The 21,501-nt window shown below is 64.4% G+C and carries 5 protein-coding genes; all 5 read right to left on the bottom strand.

Features of this window, described 5'->3' with window-relative positions:
- Positions 1-39: 39 nt before the first annotated feature.
- A complete protein-coding gene (locus tag ACZ1JY_RS01355) occupies positions 40-1,476 on the bottom strand; it encodes an aldehyde dehydrogenase family protein (RefSeq protein WP_465130115.1) in 1,437 nt (478 codons plus the stop codon).
- A 122-nt stretch (positions 1,477-1,598) separates the two neighbouring features.
- Positions 1,599-3,254, bottom strand: coding sequence for an acetolactate synthase large subunit (locus ACZ1JY_RS01350; protein ID WP_118074138.1), 1,656 nt, complete (start codon positions 3,252-3,254; stop codon positions 1,599-1,601).
- A 162-nt stretch (positions 3,255-3,416) separates the two neighbouring features.
- Positions 3,417-4,355: a D-2-hydroxyacid dehydrogenase gene (locus ACZ1JY_RS01345; RefSeq protein ID WP_168903133.1), complete on the bottom strand. Its 939-nt coding sequence runs from the start codon at positions 4,353-4,355 to the stop codon at positions 3,417-3,419.
- Positions 4,356-4,419: 64 nt separating this feature from the next.
- On the bottom strand, positions 4,420-5,901 hold the full coding sequence (gene cysS, locus ACZ1JY_RS01340; protein ID WP_465130114.1) for a cysteine--tRNA ligase: 1,482 nt from the start codon (positions 5,899-5,901) through the stop codon (positions 4,420-4,422).
- A 38-nt stretch (positions 5,902-5,939) separates the two neighbouring features.
- The gene (locus ACZ1JY_RS01335; protein WP_465130113.1) at positions 5,940-21,413 is read right to left on the bottom strand and encodes a beta strand repeat-containing protein; all 15,474 of its coding nucleotides are present in this window, start codon (positions 21,411-21,413) and stop codon (positions 5,940-5,942) included.
- Positions 21,414-21,501 lie beyond the last annotated feature (88 nt).

Below are 21,501 nucleotides of genomic sequence, written 5' to 3'. Positions count from 1 at the left end.
AAACATATCGAAAAGACTGGCATCTTTCTGCATCGGAAATCACTTCCTGCGGATGACCATGTTCCGGATCTCGGACATGTCTTCCATGGCGAAGCGGATTCCTTCACGGCCCAGGCCGGAATCCTTGACCCCGCCGTAGGGCATGTTGTCGACGCGATAGGAGGACACGTCGTTGACGACGATGCCACCGACGTCGAGCCTGTCCCAGGCGTCCATGACCTTGTGGATGTCGGCCGTGAACAAACCGGCCTGGAGCCCGAACTTGCTGTCGTTCACTTCCTCGAGCGCGGCATCCCAATCCGTGAACTTCGACAGGATGACGACGGGACCGAAGGCCTCTTCGGTATAGACGTCCATATCACGGCTGCAGCCTTCGAGCAGGGTGGCTTCGAGCATGTTGCCATCGCAGCCACCGCCCGCGAGCAGCTTGGCGCCACCGGCGACTGCAGCGTCGATCCAGGTCTTGAGGCGCTGGGCTTCCTTGGCCGAGATCATCGGACCGATGAAGGTATCGCGGTTCTTGGGGTCACCGGACTTCAGCGTCTTGACCTTGGCGGCAAGCATGTCGCGGAACTGGTCGTAGATGTCGGCGTGGATGATCACGCGCTGGACGTGGATGCACGACTGGCCGGACTGGTAGTACCCCCCGAAGATGATGCGGGCCAGCGCGTGTTCGAGATCGGCGTCCTTGTCGACCACCACGGCTGCGTTGCCGCCGAGTTCGAGGACGACCTTCTTCTTGCCCGCCTTGGCCTTGAGTTCCCAGCCGACGCCCGGCGAGCCGGTGAAGGAAAGGAGCTTGAGCCGGTCATCGGTCGTGAACAGATCGGCGCCATCGCGGCTGGCAGGCAGGATCGAGAATGCGCCTTCCGGCAGGACATCACACTCCGCCAGCACTTCGCCCATGATGATCGCGCCCAGCGGGGTGAGCGACGCGGGCTTCATCACGAACGGGCAGCCCATGGCAATGGCGGGGGCAATCTTGTGCGCGGCGAGGTTCAGCGGGAAGTTGAAGGGCGAGATGAAGCTGCACGGACCGATCGGCACGCGCTTCCACATGCCCATGTAGCCCTTGGCACGGGGGCTGATATCGAGCGGCTGGACTTCGCCGTAGTTGCGCGTGGCTTCTTCGGCGGCGATGCGGAAGGTGTCGATCAGGCGACCGACCTCACCTTCGGAATCGGCAATGGGCTTTCCGGCCTCGACACACAGGGCATAGGCCAGTTCGTCCTTGCGCTCGGCAAAGCGGCGGACGCAGTGGTCGAGCACGTCGCGCTTCTCGTAGGACGCCAGCTTGGCCATGGGTTCAGCCGCGCGGACGGCACCGGCAATGGCTTCATCGATCACCTCGGGCGTGGCGAGCGCAGTGCGGAAAGCGACTTCGCCGGTGAACTTGTCGGTCACCGCAAGATCGGTGTTCGGCTGCACGGCCTTGTTGTTGAGATAGAGCGGGTAGACGTCCTTGAGCTGTGACACTTGATAACCTCCAACGCCATCCCGGGGCTGACCCGGGATCCCGCTATTTATCGAACCGCCGCAGGGGGAAAGCGGGACCCCGGGTCCAGCCCGGGGTGACGACATGATGAATCGCCTGAACCCTAAAGTGCCTTGGACAGTTCCTTGATATCCTTGTTGAGAATCTGGTCGTTCTCCGAATAGTCGACCGGACAATCGATGAGGTGGACGCCCGGCGTATCGCGGCAATGGGCGAGCAGTTCCTTGAGGTGTTCGGAACTGGTGACGCGATGCCCGTGCGCGCCGTAGCTTTCGGCGTACTTCACGAAATCGGGGTTGCCGTAGGTCAGGCCGAAGTCCTCGAAGCCCATATTGGCCTGCTTCCAGCGGATCATGCCATAGGCGCTGTCGTTGAGGATCAGCACGGTCAGGTTGAGACCAAGGCGGACCGCGGTTTCCATCTCCTGGCTGTTCATCATGAAGCCGCCATCGCCGCAGATCGCCATGACCTTGCGCTCGGGATAGAGCATCGCGCTCATCATTGCAGAGGGCAGGCCAGCGCCCATCGTGGCCAGCGCATTGTCGAGCAGCACGGTGTTGGGGTGGTAGGCCGTGTAACCGCGCGCGAACCAGATCTTGTAGACGCCGTTATCGAGGCAGATGATCGCGTCCTCAGGCAGGGCATCGCGGATCTGCTGCACGAGGTGCGGCGGGAAGATCGGGAAGCGGGCATCCGCCGCGAGCGGTGCGGTGTGGGCGACCTCGGCGGCGCGATAGGCCAGCATGTGATCGAAGTTCCAGGCCGGGTTCGGCTCGACCGCTTCCTTCATCTGCCAGATGGCGTTGGCGATATCGCCGATCACCTCGATGGCGGGGAAATAGACCGGATCGACCTCTGCCGTCTTCGTCGAGACGTGGATGACCGGCGTGCCGCCTTCGCGCATGAAGAACGGCGGCTTTTCGATCACGTCATGGCCGACGTTGATGATGAGGTCGGCATCCTCGACCGCGCGATGGACGAAGTCACCAGCGGAAAGCGCGGCACAGCCAAGAAACTTCGGATGCCGTTCGTCGATCACGCCCTTGCCGAGCTGTGTGGTGAGGAACGGGATACCGGTCTTCTCGACAAACTCGCGCAGCATCTTCCCGGTCATCTTGCGATTCGCGCCCGCACCGATGACCAGAACCGGAGCCTTGGCATTCTGCAGGGCGTGCACGGCCTGCGCGACCGATTTGGCATCGGCGTTGGGGCGGCGGACGAGACTGCGCTTGAGTGGGACGGAGTCGGTGTGCTCGTCGGCAATATCCTCTGGCAGTTCGATATGCGTTGCGCCGGGCTTCTCCTCCTCGGCGAGGCGATAGGCTTCGCGCACGCGGCTGGGGATGTTGTCAGACGAGGCCATCTGATGGGTGAACTTGGTGATCGGCCCCATCATCGAGACGACGTCGAGGATCTGGAAGCGGCCCTGCTTCGACTTCTTGATCGGCTTCTGGCCGGTGATCATCAGCATCGGCATGCCGCCAAGCGTGGCGTAGGCCGCAGCCGTGACGAAATTGGTGGCGCCCGGCCCAAGCGTCGCGATGCAGACGCCGGTCTTGCCGGTGTGACGGCCGTAAGTGGCGGCCATGAAGCCGGCACCCTGTTCATGGCGCGTGAGGATCAGCTTGATCTTCTTCGAGCGTGACAGCGAATCGAGGAAATCGAGATTCTCTTCGCCCGGAACGCCGAAAATGTATTCGCAGCCTTCTTCCTCAAGGCACTCGATGAACAGGTCTGACGCCTTCTTGCCTTCGGCCATTTTTGGTCGCTCCATCAACGGGAACGCGCGGCCAAGGCTGCGTTACCCTCCCCAACTCGGATGCGACCACAAGGCAAGTTCCCGGCGCGTGTCGTTATGGCCCCCGCGCCTGCCCTTGCCCGCATGGCTATCAAAGGTGCGCGCCGCTGTCACGCCCCGCCGTCAATAGCCGAGCGAAAGATCGACCTGCGGCTGGAGCGGCTCGCCTGCGCGGAAGCGGGCGAGGTTCTGGAGAAAACGCGTGACCGAACGCTCGAACATCCGGGTCTGCGCACGGCCGGATAGATGGCTGGTGATGTGGGCATTGGGCACGTCCCACAGCGGGTGATCCGCCGGCAGGGGTTCGGGGCTGACGACATCGAGGAAGGCGTGACCCGGGCGGCCTTCCTTCAGGCCCGCAATCAACGCTTCCTGATCGACGACGCTGCCTCTTGCGACATTGACCAGCGTGGAGCCGGGCTTCATCGCGGCAATCTCTGCCGCGCCGATCATGCCTTCGGTTTCGGGCGTGGCGGGCACGGCAAGGATCACCCAGTCGAAGGTGCCGAGCTGACTGCGCCACTCGTCGGGACCGAGCGTGCCCTCTCCCTGCGACCGTCGTACCTTCACCACGTCAACATCGAAGCCTTGCAGCATGCGCTCCACCTTCTGGCCGATGGCGCCATAGCCAAGGATCAGCGCCCGGCTGCCGGCGAGTTCGACCTTGCCGGGACTGTCGAGCAGCCATTCGTGCCGGTCCTGCGAGCGCACGACTTCGCGGTAGCCCTTGGCCACGGTGAGCATGCCCATCACGACATATTCGGCGATGGTGATGGCGTTGATGCCGGTACCGTTGGTGAGGATCACGCCGCGTTCGCGAAGCACATCCAGAGGGAAGAAATCGACGCCGGCATAGACCGAGTTGAGCCACTTGAGCCGTGTCGCCAGCCGGATCGCCTTGTCCATGCCGCCGGGCTGGTAAAGGTCGAACCAGCCGATCTCCGCCTCGGGAGCCAGGCCGAACAATTCCTCGGCGCTGCGGAAATAGCGCGGCTCGACCCAGTCGGGCAGGTGCGGCTCGATCAGCGGCGCTGCCATGGCGTTCATCACGAGGACGGTCATGCTTAACTCTCTCCCGAAAACATTTGCGAGAGACTTAGCCTATCGATTGCGAATTGAAACCCGTTCAGACGAGCTTCCATTCCCAACCGAGCGCGTCACCGTCCATGACCTCCACGCCCTTGGCGGCAAGGTCATCGCGCAGGGCGTCGGAGCGGGCGAAGTCCTTGTCCGCCCGCGCGGCCTTGCGGGCTTCGAGAGCAGCTTCGATTTCGGTCTCCGCGATCTCGACACCCTTGGGTTTGAGGCGAAGCGCCTTGCGATCGAGCGACAGCAGACCGAGACCGAGCACGGCGTCCATCGCTGCCAGCGCGGCAAGCTTTTCCGAGGCGTCGACCTTTTTCAGCGCGAGCACTTCTTCGAACACGGTAAGCGCGACCGGGGTGTTGAGATCATCCGACACAGCTGCATCGAAGCGTTCGAGGAAGGGCGTAAAGCGCGGACCGGGCTGGGCTCCTCCCTCCCCGGCTCGCTCCTTGAGCTGGCCCACTGCAATCAGCATGCGCTTGAGGCGCGTGAGAGCGGCAGAGAGCCCTTCCCACGAGAACTCCAGTTCGCTGCGATAATGGGCCTGCAAGCACATCAGGCGGTAGGCCAGCGGCGCGTAACCCTTGTCGATCAGAAGCTGCAGCCGCAAGAACTCGCCGCTGGACTTGCTCATCTTGCCCGAGCGTTCGACGAGGAAATTGTTGTGCATCCACACCCGCGCGCCGGAATTGGCGGGGAGGTCCAATCCATTTGTGCAGCAGAATGCCTGGTTCTGCGCAATCTCGTTGGGGTGATGGATCTCGCGGTGGTCAATGCCGCCGGTGTGGATATCGAACGGGAAGCCGAGCACTTCGCCAGACATGACCGAACACTCAAGATGCCAGCCGGGAGCGCCCTTCCCCCATGGCGAATCCCATTCCATCTGGCGCTTCTCACCCGGCGGCGTCTTGCGCCAGATCGCGAAGTCAGCGGCGTTGCGCTTGCCTTCTACGGCCTCGATCCGGCCCTCGCCGTCTTCCGTTTGGGCGCGGGCAAGGCGGCCGTAGTCGGCCACGGTCGAGACGTCGAAATAGAGGCCGCTGTCGAGTTCGTAGCAGTGCCTGGCCGCGATCTTCTCGGCAAAGGCGATCATCTGCGGTACGTATTCGGTGGCAATGGTCCACCGTGCCGGCTGGCGGATGTTGAGCGCCTTCACGTCCTCCCAGTAGGCTTGGGTATAGTGCTGCGCGATGTCCCAGATCGACTGCGCCTGCGCCCGGGCCATCTTCTCCATCTTGTCCTCGCCATCGTCGGCGTCGTCGGTCAGATGGCCGACGTCGGTGATGTTGATAACGTGGGTGAGCTTCAGGCCCTTGAACGACAGCGTGCGACCAAGGATGTCGGCGAAGACATAGGCGCGCATGTTGCCGATGTGCGGGTAGTTGTAGACCGTCGGCCCACAGGAATAGACGCGCGCCTCGCCTGCGTGGACGGGCTGGAATTCCTCAAGCTGGCGCGTCAGGCTGTTGAACAGCTTGAGCGGTGCAGAGGGCGCGAAGGGAGCGGGGCCGTGGACTGACATGGATCAGCCATTGCCCCGCCCCCCCGCATCAGGTCAAGTCACTCGCCCGTTTCGCGCGCCTCACCCAGCAGATCGTCATTGCCCGTGCCGGTTACCGGCTCGTCGATCAGCGGCTCGAAGCCTGCTGGCGCGATCTGGTTGAGCTGGATGAGCGTGGTCTTGGTGAAGCTGTCGGTCACCTGCAGCGCGCTGTCCTCGGGGTCGGTCTTCAGCACTTCCTCGACGAGATCGCGTAGCTCGATGATCTCGAATGGCAGCTTGTTGCAGGTGTTGGCATTGACGATCACGCAGCCGTTGACCGAGGAAAGATCGGTGAAGCTTTCGTCGAACGAGATCTGCTCGATTGCATCGACACCAGTCTGGCCGTTGACGATGCCATTGATCACGATGTCGAGCTGGCCACCGTCACGCGAACCGATGGTCAGGCTGTTCGCGACAAGTCCGCGGCGGTCATCCAGGCGAGTACCGAGCGAGGTGTTCTGGATAAAGACCTGTTCGTCAGACCGCAGCGTGATCGCATCAGCTTCTACCAGAGTCCGGCCATCGCTGACGCCGTCGTTCAGTCCGAGGCGGTCAGTGATCAGCGCGGTGTCAGTCAGTTGCGCAATGTCCTCGAGCGCTGTGCGCGTGACCATTGCGATCCCGCTGCCCGACAGGAGGAGCGAGCCGCCTCGCGTCTCGCCTTCGAGAAGGCGGATCGAACCCGTTGTAGCATCAAGGTAGATCCCGTCCGCACTGCTACTGACCGACAGGGTGTTGCCCGCAGCGTTGCTGATCGAAAGAGCGCCGAAGAACGAGATCAGACCGTTGGAACGCAAGGACAAGGCGCCGGTCTCACCAATCTGGCCCTGCACCGTGCCAGCCTGCGCAACAACCGCAAGGTCTCCAACGAGCATCTGCTGCGTACCACGAATGGTGAGGTTCCCGCGCGAGCGGATGCGGGAGAATTCGGCTTGCGAGATGGCATAGCCGCTCACCGTCGAAGCGATGTTGTCGCCCAGCCTCAGCGCCCCCTGGCCGGTGTTGCGCAGTGTGATCGCGTCGGTGTGCGCGGTTTCGCCGAGGCGCCCGCTGGCGCCGATCTCGAGATCGGCCGAAGTAAAGTCCATCGTCACACCGGTGGCCAGCCCGTTGAGCCGGATGGTGTTGCCGGCATTCATGGTGAAGGCCTTCGCCGCATCGGCCACGTCGTTGATGACGATATCCCCGCTCGCGACGATATCGATGTTGCCTTGGCCGGTGGCCCCGGAAGTGACAGTGCCAAGCGTGCGTAGCGAACCGCCCATGGCGTCGGCGTATCCAGCAGAAAGATGGCTGATCACGACATCACCGTTGCTGGCCAGCAGAGCGATATCGCCCACAGCTTCGATTGTGCCACCGCGGATCGAGCCGCTTGCCGAGAGGTCGACATTACCAGCATCGGCACGGATGCGAACGATCTGCAGGTTGCCCAAGGAGGCAAGGCCTACGGCATCGGCTTGGACGCTGATCGCGCCCGTCAGTTGCAGGCCGGAAACGTTGACGATTCCGCGGGAAGAAATCCGCGCGGATGCTCCAGACAACGCCGACAATGCAAGATTACCCTCTGTCGAGAGCTCTATGTCACCTCCTGCGGCGATGGAAGTTCCCGTCATCGCCGTGTTGGCGGATCGGAACGCGCCACCAGCTTTTATCGTCGAGAAACCAAGGTTCCGGGCCTCGATGTCGACGTCTCCTGCGGCATCAATCGTGCCCAAACTTGCATCACCGCTCACTGCGATGACGAGATCCTGGGTGCGTGCCGTCAGGGCACCGCCCGAAACCGTTCGGCCACCGATCGCAATGCCCCCGCCCTCGATGCTGCCATATGTGAAACTGCCCGTCCCGGTCGCAATCCGGATCTGCCCGGTGGCGACGAGATCCCCGCCAGCCACGTTCCCATCGGTGAAGACGTCAAGCGCTCCCCCGCTCGACATGCGGATGAAGGTCAGTGACCGGCTCGTCACCTCAAGACCCGTGCCCGCCGTTGCCGTGCCAACTTCAACCGTGCCCGAACCTGCCAGGGTAAGGCTGCCGGAAGCGCCGAGAACCTGTGCACTCAGCGAGCGGACATTGGCAGAGAAATCTGCGCCGGATTGCGCGCTGGCAAGTGTAACGTCGCGGGCAGTCAGGTCGATCGTTTCACTCGCAACGAGCTGGCCGGTGGTCAGATTGCCCGACACGTCGATACGGAGGTTGCCCGCGCGAGCCGTAATCGCGCCACCGCTTGCCGAGGCGGCACCGATGATCACACTGCCTCCCTCGACGCTGCCGTAGGAAAGCGCGTCTCCGGTTGCGATGGTGACTGTATCGGCAGCTGTGGCATGGCCAAGCACGATCTTGCCATCGCCATCGATGGTGATGTTCGCGCCCGAGATCAAATCACCGCCCTGCGTGCCGGTGAGCGAACGGATCTGCACATCGCTCGCAGCATCAACCAGATTGAAGTCAAGCGCACCGGTCGCGGCTGTGAACAGCCTGCCCGCAGTGGCGGTGTCGATCACGCTTGCTCGGGCGCTGGCAATCGTGATGTCGGTCCCCGCTGTCAGCGTTCCGGCATCAATCGTGGTGCCGACCAACGACAACGCAGTCCCTGCATCAGCCCCACCGAGTTGAAGTCCGCCGCCAGCATCAAGAGTGATGGCAGAAGTGGCCTGAGCGGTGCCGATCGTAAGATTTGAACCGGCCGTCACGGTGACGCTGGCCGGATTCATGGCCGTGCCACCGCTCCCCGCCCCCAGGCCGAAATTGAAGGCTATGCTGCCAGTATTGTCGCCCGCATTCGAATCCCAGTACCCGACCGAAAGGGTTCCCGTGGCCGGCGCCGTGATCGTGCCGTTGGCGCCGACAAGAACTCTCTGTCCTGCGACCTCGCCCACCAGCGCACCGAACGGCGCCGTGAAGTTGCCGATGGTCAACGAACCGAATGCTCCGCCAATCTGCGTCCCGGGTTGGACGCCCGAATCGTCTTGGGCAGTAGCCAGGCGGAACGCGATCAAGCCATCCGCGTCAGAGAAGCGCGGCAGCGCGCCAGCGCTCCACAGGTCATTCGTCGATGATGAAACCGTAAAGGTCTGCCCCTGCACGACATCGAACACCGGGAGCAGTTGCCCGCCGGTGTATGAGTTGCCCAGCGCCTGCACCACGACCTGCACGAGATTCTGACCGGTATCAGCCAAGCCCGCGAAGATGCTGCCGATCTGGGCATTCCCGGAAATTGCCAGCATGCTGTCCCGGCCGGACCTGCTCGTACCCAGCGTCAAAGATGCAGCGGAAAGGTTGAACGTCCCCAGCACCTTCACGGTGCCGAGATCTGCGCTGTTGCTGATCGTCAAAGACAAGTTGCCATCGCCGGTCAGGTTGAGCGCATCGAGGTCTGCCGCACCAATCGAAATGGCACCTCCTGCCCGTACATCCGTCAGCGAGACGCGACCGTTAGTCGCGATACCGATAGCGGTTCCAGCGTCGAGTGCGCCTGCCTGCAGGCTGTCGGCGCCGAGCATCATCGTCGTGCCCGAAGTGGCCGAGGCCAGCGTCATCGCGCCGGCTGCGGTCACGGCGATGCTGGCGCCCGCATCGAGCGTGCCGCCGGTGATCGTCCCGCCTGCCAGCGTGATGCCGACGTCGGCAGCGATCGCATCGAACGTCAGCAGCGCCGGGTCGATGAATACCGAGCCACCGGTTGACGTGACCGTCCCTAGCGCTGCCGTATCGGCAACCGTCAGCGTCACGTCGCCCGCCGCCACGAGGCTCGTCGCCGTGAGGTCCGTCGCGGTGATCGACAATGTGGTTCCAGCATTGACGGCATCGCCCGCAACGCTGCTGCCGACAAGGATGGCTCCACCAGGCGTGTCGATTGTCCCGAACCGCAAGGTCGTGGCGCGATAGTCGAGCTGGCCCACGCTCGCCAGATCGAGGTTCGCCGTGCCATCGACACGCACAAGCGCAGCGCTGTCTGTCAACAGGTTGGCAATCTGCAGGTTGCCAGCACTCAGATCCAGCGAGCCTGCAAACACATCGCCAAGGCCGACATCGCCTGCCGACCGCACGGTCAGGAGCGTGCCCGCCTCGACAAGGCTGCCGGTGATCGCACCTGCCGTGAGACTGGTTGTCGTAAGGGATGCGACATCGTCGAACGCCAGCGTCCCGGCGGTGATCGCCACCGTGCCGGTTGGTGCGTGGACGCTGCCCAGCGCGGCATTGCCGGTCACGCCGATCGTGACGGCCCCCGCCTCGATCAGGTCGAGGCCAAGGCTACCGGCAGTGATGCCCGCATTGCGTCCCGCCGTAACCCCGCCGAGCGTCGCCCCGCCCGTCACCTCGATGGTCAGGTCCCGCACGGCATCGAGCGTCGTCACATCGAGCGTTGCCGCCGAGATGAACAGGTCGTTGCCGCTCTGGATCAACGCGGCGGTGATAGTGCCCGTGGCGTTCAGCGACATGTCGTAGCCCGGACCGCTGGTCCCGCCCACGACACTGCGCACCACGATGTCCTGAGCGGTCAGGTCAAGCCTGCCTGTCAAGACATCGTGCAGGGTCAGTGTGCCGCTGGCAGTGCCGGTCAGCGCGTCGCTACTGACATCGCCGCCGGTGATCGTCCCGCCCGCAAGCGTGACCGCGCTGCTCTCCAGCGATGCAAATGTGATCGTCGGTGCCGCAATGGTGATCGCGCCGACGCCACCGGTGCTGGCACTGGTCGTGATGTTCACGCTGCTGGTGCCGGTCAGATCGATTGTCGTCCCCGCAACCAGCAGGCCCACATCGATCGTCGCGCCGGACAGCGCCATGCCCTCAACCGCCTGCGCCGAGGCCAGCGTCAGTGCGTCGGTTGCGGTCACGGCGATGCTGGCGCCCGCATCGAGCGTGCCGCCGGTGATCGTCCCGCCTGCCAGCGTGATGCCGCCGTCGGCAGCGATCGCATCGAATGTCAGCAGCGCCGGGTCGATGGACACAGAGCCGCCGGTTGACGTGACCGTCCCTAGCGCTGCCGTATCGGCAACCGTCAGCGTCACGTCGCCTGCCGATTGCAGGTTTGTCGCCGTGAGGCTGGCTGCGGTAAAGTCGAGCGTGGTTCCGGCGATGGCCGAGCCCAGCGTCGCCGTGCCGCTGACATTGCCCGCGATCAGGCCATCGGCGCTGATTGTCGCGGCATCGAGCGTGCCCGCAGTGAGCGTCAGATCGCCGCCTGCGGTGTAACCGGTGACACCGGCAAGGCCGCTCACCGTCGCATCGAGATTGCCCAGCGCGGCCAGCGATGTGCCGCTGGCGCTCGCGGCCTGAAGCGCAAGGTCGGTGCCTGCGCTTGCCGTGGCCACCGCATAGGTCCCGCCAAGCAGCGCCGTCAGGCTCGTCCCCGCGACAATGCTGCTGCCGGCAAGATCGCCGCCTTCGAGGCTCACCAGACCACCGGCATCGAGCGTGGTGAAGTCGAGCGTGCCGAACCCTGCCGAGACATTGCCCTCCGACGTCACCGCACCAGTCAGCACCGCGCCGTTGGTCACGGTGAGCGCGAGATCGCCGCCAGCGTCGAGCGCGCCTGCCTGCAGGCTGTCGGCGCCGAGCGTCATCGTCGTGCCCGAAGTGGCCGAGGCCAGCGTCAGCGCGCCGGTCGCGGTCACGGCGATGCCGGCGCCCGCATCGAGCGTGCCGCCGGTGATTGTCCCGCCTGCGAGCGTGATGCTGCCGTCCGCAGCGATCGCATCGAACGTCAGCAGCGCCGGGTCGATGAACACAGAGCCGCCGGTTGACGTGACCGTCCCTAGCGCTGCCGTATCGGCAACCGTCAGCGTCACGTCGCCTGCCGATTGCAGGTTTGTCGCCGTGAGGCTGGCTGCGGTAAAGTCGAGCGTGGTTCCGGCGATGGCCGAGCCCAGCGTCGCCGTGCCGCTGACATTGCCCGCGATCAGCCCATCGGCGCTGATTGTCGCGGCATCGAGCGTGCCCGCAGTGAGCGTCAGATCGCCGCCTGCGGTGTAACCGGTGACACCGGCAAGGCCGCTCACCGTCGCATCGAGATTGCCCAGCGCGGCCAGCGACGTGCCGCTGGCGCTCGCCGCCTGAAGCGCAAGGTCGGTGCCTGCGCTTGCCGTGGCCACTGCATAGGTCCCGCCAAGCAGAGCGGTCAGGCTGGTGCCTGCGACAATGCTGCTGCCGGCAAGATCGCCGCCTTCGAGGCTCACCAAACCACCGGCATCGAGCGTGGTGAAGTCGAGCGTGCCGAACCCTGCCGAGGCATTGCCCCCCGACGTCGCCGCACCAGTCAGCACCGCGCCGTTGGTCACGCTGAGCGCGAGATCGCCGCCAGCGTCGAGCGCGCCTGCCTGCAGGCTGTCGGCGCCGAGCGTCATCGTCGTGCCCGAAGTGGCCGAGGCCAGCGTCAACGCGCCGGTCGCGGTCACGGCGATGCCGGCGCCCGCATCGAGCGTGCCGCCGGTGATCGTCCCGCCTGCCAGCGTGATGCTGCCGTCCGCAGCGATCGCATCGAACGTCAGCAGCGCCGGGTCGATGGACACCGAGCCGCCGGTTGACGTGACCGTCCCCAGTGCTGCCGTATCGGCAACCGTCAGCGTCACGTCGCCTGCCGATTGCAGGCTCGTCGCCGTGAGGCTGGCTGCGGTAAAGTCGAGCGTGGTTCCGGCGATGGCCGAGCCCAGCGTCGCCGTGCCGCTGACATTGCCCGCGATCAGCCCATCGGCGCTGATTGTCGCGGCATCGAGCGTGCCCGCAGTGAGCGTCAGATCGCCGCCTGCGGTGTAACCGGTGACACCGGCAAGGCCGCTCACCGTCGCATCGAGATTGCCCAGCGCGGCCAGCGACGTGCCGCTGGCGCTCGCCGCCTGAAGCGCAAGGTCGGTGCCTGCGCTTGCCGTGGCCACTGCATAGGTCCCGCCAAGCAGAGCGGTCAGGCTGGTGCCTGCGACAATGCTGCTGCCGGCAAGATCGCCGCCTTCGAGGCTCACCAAACCACCGGCATCGAGCGTGGTGAAGTCGAGCGTGCCGAACCCTGCCGAGGCATTGCCCCCCGACGTCGCCGCACCAGTCAGCACCGCGCCGTTGGTCACGCTGAGCGCGAGATCGCCGCCAGCGTCGAGCGCGCCTGCCTGCAGGCTGTCGGCGCCGAGCGTCATCGTCGTGCCCGAAGTGGCCGAGGCCAGCGTCAACGCGCCGGTCGCGGTCACGGCGATGCCGGCGCCCGCATCGAGCGTGCCGCCGGTGATCGTCCCGCCTGCCAGCGTGATGCTGCCGTCCGCAGCGATCGCATCGAACGTCAGCAGCGCCGGGTCGATGGACACCGAGCCGCCGGTTGACGTGACCGTCCCTAGCGCTGTTGTATCGGCAACCGTCAGCGTCACGTCGCCTGCCGATTGCAGGCTCGTCGCCGTGAGGCTGGCTGCGGTAAAGTCGAGCGTGGTTCCGGCGATGGCCGAGCCCAGCGTCGCCGTGCCGCTGACATTGCCCGCGATCAGCCCATCGGCGCTGAGCGTCGCGGCATCGAGCGTGCCCGCAGTGAGCGTCAGATCGCCGCCTGCGGTGTAACCGGTGACACCGGCAAGGCCGCTCACCGTCGCATCGAGATTGCCCAGCGCGGCCAGCGACGTGCCGCTGGCGCTCGCCGCCTGAAGCGCAAGGTCGGTGCCTGCGCTTGCCGTGGCCACTGCATAGGTCCCGCCAAGCAGAGCGGTCAGGCTGGTGCCTGCGACAATGCTGCTGCCGGCAAGATCGCCGCCTTCGAGGCTCACCAAACCACCGGCATCGAGCGTGGTGAAGTCGAGCGTGCCGAACCCTGCCGAGGCATTGCCCCCCGACGTCGCCGCACCAGTCAGCACCGCGCCGTTGGTCACGCTGAGCGCGAGATCGCCGCCAGCGTCGAGCGCGCCTGCCTGCAGGCTGTCGGCGCCGAGCGTCATCGTCGTGCCCGAAGTGGCCGAGGCCAGCGTCAACGCGCCGGTCGCGGTCACGGCGATGCCGGCGCCCGCATCGAGCGTGCCGCCGGTGATCGTCCCGCCTGCCAGCGTGATGCCTCCATCGGCAGCGATCGCATCGAACGTCAGCAGCGCCGGGTCGATGGACACCGAGCCGCCGGTTGACGTGACCGTCCCCAGTGCTGCCGTATCGGCAACCGTCAGCGTCACGTCGCCTGCCGATTGCAGGCTCGTCGCCGTGAGGCTGGCTGCGGTAAAGTCGAGCGTGGTTCCGGCGATGGCCGAGCCCAGCGTCGCCGTGCCGCTGACATTGCCCGCGATCAGGCCATCGGCGCTGATTGTCGCGGCATCGAGCGTGCGCGCAGTGAGCGTCAGATCGCCGCCTGCGGTGTAACCGGTGACACCGGCAAGGCCGCTCACCGTGGCATCGAGATTGCCCAGCGCGGCCAGCGACGTGCCGCTGGCGCTCGCCGCCTGCAGAGCAAGGTCGGTGCCTGCGCTTGCCGTGGCCACCGCATAGGTCCCGTCCAGCAGAGCGGTCAGGCTGGTGCCCGCGACAATGCTGCTGCCGGCAAGATCGCCGCCTTCGAGGCTCACCCGACCACCGGCATCGAGCGTGGTGAAGTCGAGCGTGCCGAACCCTGCCGAGACATTGCCCCCCGACGTCACCGCACCAGTCAGCACCGCGCCGTTGGTCACGGTGAGCGCGAGATCGCCGCCAGCGTCGAGTGCGCCTGCCTGCAGGCTGTCGGCGCCGAGCGTCATCGTCGTGCCCGAAGTGACCGAGGCCAGCGTCAGTGCGCCGGTCGCGGTCACGGCGATGCTGGTACCCGCATCGAGCGTGCCGCCGGTGATTGTCCCGCCTGCGAGCGTGATGCCACCGTCGGCAGCGATCGCATCGAACGTCAGCAGCGCCGGGTCGATGAATACCGAGCCACCGGTTGACGTGACGGAACCCAGGATCGCTTCATTTACGATCGTGATCGACAGATCGCCCGCCGACTCAAGCTGGTCGGCAACAAGGTCATCGCCGGTGATGGAAAGCAGGCCACCTGCACTCGCACTTGTGCCTTCGATTGACGGCGCATCGATCGACAGATCACCGCCGACCACAAGATCGCCGAACGTGACGGCGGTGCCACCAGTGAGGGACAGGTTGCCGACGTCGGACGCCGTACCCACATGAAGCGAAGTTGCCGCATCAAAAGTGCCGTCAAAGCCAGCCAATGAGAGGGAGCCGATGCGGATTTCGGCTGTGGCTGAAACTGCGCTGGTTGCGCCGAGCGAGAGAATGCCTGTGCGCAGCGCACCGGCAGCAGCAAAGCTCTCCTCGGTTTCGCCGCCGACTGCGACTGCCGAAGTCAGCTCACGTGCCGCAACGAGAGATGCGGCATCAATGTCACCTTCGATCGCAAGTCCGATGTCGCTGACCGTCGCTTCGATATTCCCGGTGCCCGACAGGTTGGCAGCGGCTGTCAGGCTGATGAAGCCCCCTTGCAGCGATGAACCGCCAAGAACAGCGATGCCACCTTCCTCGGACGTGATCGAAAGGCCATCGACCGCTGTAATCTGTGCTGAAACCTCGGGACCGCCGATGGTTATGTCACTGGTCGCGTAAAGCACGACGGACTTGCCTGATATCGCGCCGTTGGAGCGGATATCGAAGGCCTTGAAGTCTCCGTCACCGATGCTGACGAAGTCAGCGGAGTTCACGTCTCCGATGCAGATCGCGCCCTCGAGGCAATCCGCATCAAGCGCATCGCCATCGGTTCGGCGGATCGACGATGCCGATATTGCTCCGGTGACATCCGCGCGGAACGATGCTCCGGCAAAGCTTGCCAGACGAGCATCGATGGCAGCGCCGGAAATCTCGACGCCGCCTGTGCCAGCATCTATTGCCGAACCTGCCCCGATCGACAGCGTAGCGATGTTGGAGGGCACGAGGCTGTAATCGATCCGCTGGCCGCCCGCTGCAAAAATCACGCGTTCGGGGACCGATGATGGCCCGGTGTTGGCGAGGAAGCTGTTGTTCCCGCCAATCCGGATATCATTACCGGACCGGACGCCAATGCCCGCTCCGGCTGTGAAGGCGGTGCCATCCAGAGTCAGGACGGTTCCGCCGCTGTTGAGATCGAGACTGCCCGAAGCGTCGAAGCGGCCGCCGCCCGAAGCCTCGCCAAGGGTCAGCAAGCCATCGACGTAAAAGTAATCTCCATCGAGCACCGCACCAGCTTCGGCGATGACATTTGCGCCCGAGATGTTGCGGATCGTGGCATCGTTTCCGGCTCGTACCGCGACGTTGCCATTCGAATAGTATCCGCTGCCGGCATCGCCGGTGATGTTCCCGCCCGCGTAGACTTCGAGATTGCCCAGACCTGCCAGTTCGGCCGGACCGGAAAGGCTGAAATCGCCAGACGCTTCCAATCCGAGACTGCCGCTGGCCTCGACTGGGCGGCAGACCGCCGTAGCGCAGCCATTGCTGACGATTCCGATCGAACCGAACGACAGAAGGTTTATCGTGCGGGCCGAGAAGCGGCCATCGCCCTCGCCACTTACCACGATACCGGTATCACCCAGCACAAGCGCAGTATCCGCGGTCAGCGAAGCGCCATCGGAGAGGGTGATGGCGATGTTGCCGCCAGAAGCCAGCGTCAGGTCAGCATCGACCGCAATTGCGCCGGCGGTGACGGAAATACCAATCGTCGGATCCAGGTTCGCAGGGAAACCAGACGCTTCACCCCTGAAGCTGCCAAAATGCAGACCGCCGCCAGCCGCAGTCGCCGAGTTTGACAGCGATATGCTGCCAGGTATCGTGTTGAAGCCGAAGCCGAGATCGACGAACAATTGCTTGCTCGTGACGTCTGCGATTACGGCGCCAGCCGTTACTTGCCCGAGGCCACCGTCGATATCGTCGCTCGCCGAGAACGCGATCGTTCCGCCTGCGGACGCAACGGTAGTTGAGGTACCACGAATACCTGCACCGCCTGGCCCATTGCCCCCCAGTCCAGCCAGGTTTCTGAACTGCGTGGTGCCAACCGCCGAAGCAGTAAGATCGCCGAACCCGAGCTTTCCGCCTTCCGCTCGGATGGAAATAGCTCCACCGACCCCGGACTGGGCGAGGCCGGTATTGCCGCCATTGCCACCCGCGACTCCAGTTTCGCTCGCCGAGGCACCGTTGCCGCCTGCACCGCCTCTGCCGCCGACGCCGCTTGCGGTGAGGGTCGTGCCGCCGAACAATCCCAGCGAAGCCTCACCAAGCCCGTTGGCCGAAAGCGCGATGGTGCCCCCCGAACCTGCCCCCGCAGCGCCGCCATTCCCGCCGGAACCTCCGCTCGATCCGGTTGCATCGACGCCTCGCCCACCGTTGCCGCCAAAGCCTGAAGTCGCAATCGCCAGTCCGCCATCTGCCTCGGCGATTGTGATCGAGCCTCCGAGGTCAGCGAGCAGGCTGAATGCACCACCAAAACCATCACCGCCCGCGCTGCCAGCCGTCCCATCGCCTGAGGCCGTAGATCCGGCTCCATCAGCACCGGCGCCGCCAGTGCCGTCGACGGTTGCCGTCAAGCTGCCGAAAGAAATGCTCGAATCGGCACCCGTCGAATTGAGAGCAATCAGGCCCCCGCTGCCGCGGCCGCCCGTGCCGCCGATCGAGGGGCCGGGCGTACCGCTGCTGCTGCCATCCACGCGGCCACCACCGGCACCGCCTAGACCGCTGGCGATCAGGGCCAGACCATCGAATGCAAGGCTGCCGCCACCGGATGCCGTAGCGGTGATGGCGCCTCCTGAACCGTCAGCCCCGTTGCCGCCGTTGCCTTGTGCGACGCCGCCGACCAGCGCAGAGTTTCCGCCAAGCCCGCCATTTCCGGCTCGACCGGATGCCTCGATCGCGGGGCCTGAAACCGTGAGCGTGCCAAGGTTTGCCGCCGCGAACGCAACTTCCCCGCCTATGGCCAAGCCGCCGGCTCCGCCATTACCTGCGGTGGCGGCGTCGGCCCCGCCATTGCCGCCGTTTCCACCGACGCCTGCCGCAGACAATGCGGCACCGGTTACAGTTAATCTTGCACCGAGACCGTCGGAAACAACCTCGACCACGCCACCGATGCCCGCACCGCCTCGTCCGCCATTGCCTCCGGATTTCCCATCGCCACCATCGCTCCCCCTGCCCTCGGCAGTTATGGTGAGATCGCCCAGTGCTGTCGTGCCGGCGGCAACCAGAAGACGGCCAGTGCCGCCAGTACCATTGCCACCAGTACCCCCGTTGGTGCCAGTTTCGCTGATGGCACCGATACCGTCGGCGGATACCGTAACGGTGCGGAGATCGCCGAGAGATGTGGAAGCGCCGAAATCTGCAGCGATTTCGAATGTTGCCGTGCCGCCGGTACCGCTGCCGCCACTTCCGCCAAAGAAGGCATCCTCGGCATCGTTAATGAAGTTTCCGGCGCGTCCGCCACTACCGGTCGCATCGACTCCGATGATGCCGGCATCGAACACACCAGAGAGATATCGGAGCGTAGCAGTTCCGCCGCCCCCGTCTCCTCCGGAACCGGAGTACTGGGGAGTACCGGACCCATAGGAGTAACCGCCAAGCCCGCCGCTGCCGGTAGCCCTTACCTGGACCTGTAGCGGGACATCGCGAGACGGCACAGTCGCGGACAAGGAGCCGCCATCGATCGTGACGAGCGCCACCCCGCCGGTGCCGAGCCCGCCCCGTCCCGGCTGCAGCGTTCCACCGAATTCGTAACCGCCATTCCCGAAGTAACTGATACCGCCGAAGATCGGGTCCGAAATCGGCGTGTTGCCATTGGCCTCGACCAGGAGGGAATCCGTGCGGATCGTTCCGGAAGTGATGGTTGCCGATGCTTCACCGCCAGTGCCAGCCCCGCCAACGCCGCCGTCAATGTCGAAATCCGCGAACGCCCCGTCGCCACCGTAACCCGATGCCGTGACAGTAATATCGGGTACAGAAACCAATCCACCCGTGACGTTCAGCGCTGCCGAACCACCGAGACCGAGGCCACCGGCACCCGGCCCCCCGCCAGCCGCGTTCTGGCCATTGCCACCTTCACCGGTTGCGCTGACGACGAGCGTGCTCGCCGCAAATGTGCCATCCGTGATGGTGAAAGTTGCAGTTCCACCAATTCCGCTCGCGCCATCACCGACCTGCGAGCCCAAACCGGTGCGGGCGGATTCAAACGCCGCCCCCCCTTGGCCGAGACTGGACACAGTGACCTGCGAACCGGTGAACGACGCCGTCTTGCCAGACTGGGTGAACGAGACATCCCCTCCTGTCCCGACACCGGAGAGGCCGGCGATGTCGCCTCTTCGGCCCGCGCTACCCGTCGAACGCAACGACAGGTCGCCAGAATAGGATGAATCGGAAAGGGTGAAGCCGACGGCGCCACCCGTACCGCTGCCACCATCGAAGCCACTTCCGCCGATCGCCTGCGAGCGCAAGTATGTGCCAGAACTCGATGTTACCGAAGAGCCATTGCGCAAGATCGCAGTCACAGCGCCGGATTGGCTATCTACGCCGCTCTCGTAGGAGCTCGCATCAGAGGACAGGCTCAGGTATCCTGCATTGAGCGTGCTGGCATCGCTCACGAAAGAGACATTGGCTGAACGCTGTGTTCCCGATGCATAACTCCCGCTCGCCGACAGATAGACACTCGCGTCAAGGGTATCGAGTTGGGAGTTGTTGGTGAGGTTTAGCCATACCGTGTTGGGGTTGATCAGATCGCCGTAAGCACTCGATCCGAGAGAGACGGGACCGAGGAGAGTGCCGTTGTTGGTGACAAGCGCGGTCCCTGCATTGGCATTGTCCAACGACAGTGACACGTTGCCGAGCGAGACAACGCCGCCATCGCTGGCCGAGGCATAGTTCGACACGTAGATCGAACCGGTCTGAAACCGCGTCGGGATATCGGAAAAACTGACGGATACTGCGCCCGCAGTGGCATCAAGTGGCGACTGGTCGCTAACGGAATAGGTGATCGCATCCGAATAAAGCGAGAGTGAACGGGACGAATAAGTCCCCCCGGACACTGACAGAGATACTTCACCAGATGTGGCATTGCCGCCGCTGACCGGCTGCTGACGGCTGAAAAAGCCGTGGCTGGCGGCAGACGAGATGGTGAGATCGCCGAAGGAGACACTGTTGCTGGTTGAACCGGCGGGCGCGGAAACCACGATCTTCGCTGATCCCGAAGTAGCGCTCCCAGTCGAGAGGGCGCCGAGTCCGGATGTTGCGTCGCTCAGCAAGGAAGTCGAAGTCGCGAAGACACTGCCGTTGGTGACAGTCAGCGAGACATTGCCGGCGACCGCGTCGTCACCCAAGGAATCCGGCAGCAATGCATCGCCGTTCGACGGGTCGGTCTGGATCGCCCCGGTTGCGGTGGACGCGAGGCTCAGGCCTCCGCTTACGAAGAGACCGCCATCTCCGGCAACAGACACCGCCACGTTGCCAGCCTTGGCGCCATTCGCCGAAGTCAGCGACAGATCGCCCTCGACAGATATGGACCTGTCGTTGTCAATCGTGGCGGAAAGATCGCCGCGCGCGTCGAATGCCGCGCTGCCATTGACGACCGTCGATGCCGTGGTCGCGTCAATGGCAATGCCACCACTGGCGCTACCAAGCAGCGAAGTGGCGAATCCCTTGGATCCGATCGTCAGGTTCGAGATGGCAAGGGAAGCATCGTCGCCCACGACAGCATTCGGATCGACGCGGCCTGATGCAACATTATACCCTGCCGAGAGTACGACCGAACCGTCTACCACAGCGGCGGTCGTCGCACTGTCATATCCCATCCGCCCGGAGACAATGGCAGTCATCGCCTGGTTCTTGGGAACGGCTACGAGGTAGACACCATGGTTGCTGTCGGTAGAGGAGCTGTTTGCCGCCCGCGTCGTGCTGCCGGTATGGGAGACACCCGTATCGTCAGCCGACCCACTGTCGACAACGATGTCGAACAGCCCATTGTTGATTGTCAAGGTCGCCGCTTCTGCGGCAACGAAGGCGGCGGAACCGTTCACCTTGATCGTGCCAGCCTGGTCAACCCGCGGTGCGACAAGGGCAACGTAGCTGCTGTTGAACAGCGTCGCATTGATCTGCGCGCCCGACTGGATCGAGACCGACGATTTTGGATCGAGGGCAGAACCGAAGCGTATCTCGTTCTTGTCGCCGTAAAGACGAGTGCCACCAGATGTCGCCGGGTCGACGGTGATCGGCAGCGACGTGAGGATCAGGCTGCCGACATTGAAGACACCCTTCGACCCGACCACCCAACCGCCGGCATTGTAGAACCAGATCCTGCCAAGCGGATCTGACGAGACTGTTCCGGATATCGACAGTGGACCGGTTGTAGCTGTGTCCGTGACACGATTGAGTACGGTGAAGGGCGTGCCGGTGTCGGCATTGAACCGCAAGGTCATGCCCTCGGGCAGGAACTCGCCGGTCGGGCTGTTGATCGCCCAGTCAATCAACGCCTCGTTCGCGCTGACGAAGATGGTATCGGTATTCGTGCCGTTGAAGACAGGAGCGCTCGCGCCGAACTGGACCGTTGCCGTCCCCTGCACCGCCTGCGCCCTCACCTGTGAGGGTGCCGTGGCAAGAGCGAGGGATGCAGCCCCACATGAGATTCCGCACAAAAGCCGGGCCAGTGAA

The organism is Novosphingobium sp. BL-A-41-Hi4B-X5A, assembly GCF_055521705.1.
Note: the sequence above shows the minus strand (reverse complement) of the source record. Positions and strands in the feature narration are given on the sequence as shown.

What these genes read in the sequence shown, in the direction of transcription:
- ACZ1JY_RS01350 (WP_118074138.1), bottom strand. Translation starts at nt 3,254, where the DNA reads ATGGCCGAAGGCAAGAAGGCGTCAGACCTGTTCATCGAGTGCCTTGAG.
- ACZ1JY_RS01345 (WP_168903133.1), bottom strand. Translation starts at nt 4,355, where the DNA reads ATGACCGTCCTCGTGATGAACGCCATGGCAGCGCCGCTGATCGAGCCG.
- cysS (WP_465130114.1), bottom strand. Translation starts at nt 5,901, where the DNA reads ATGTCAGTCCACGGCCCCGCTCCCTTCGCGCCCTCTGCACCGCTCAAG.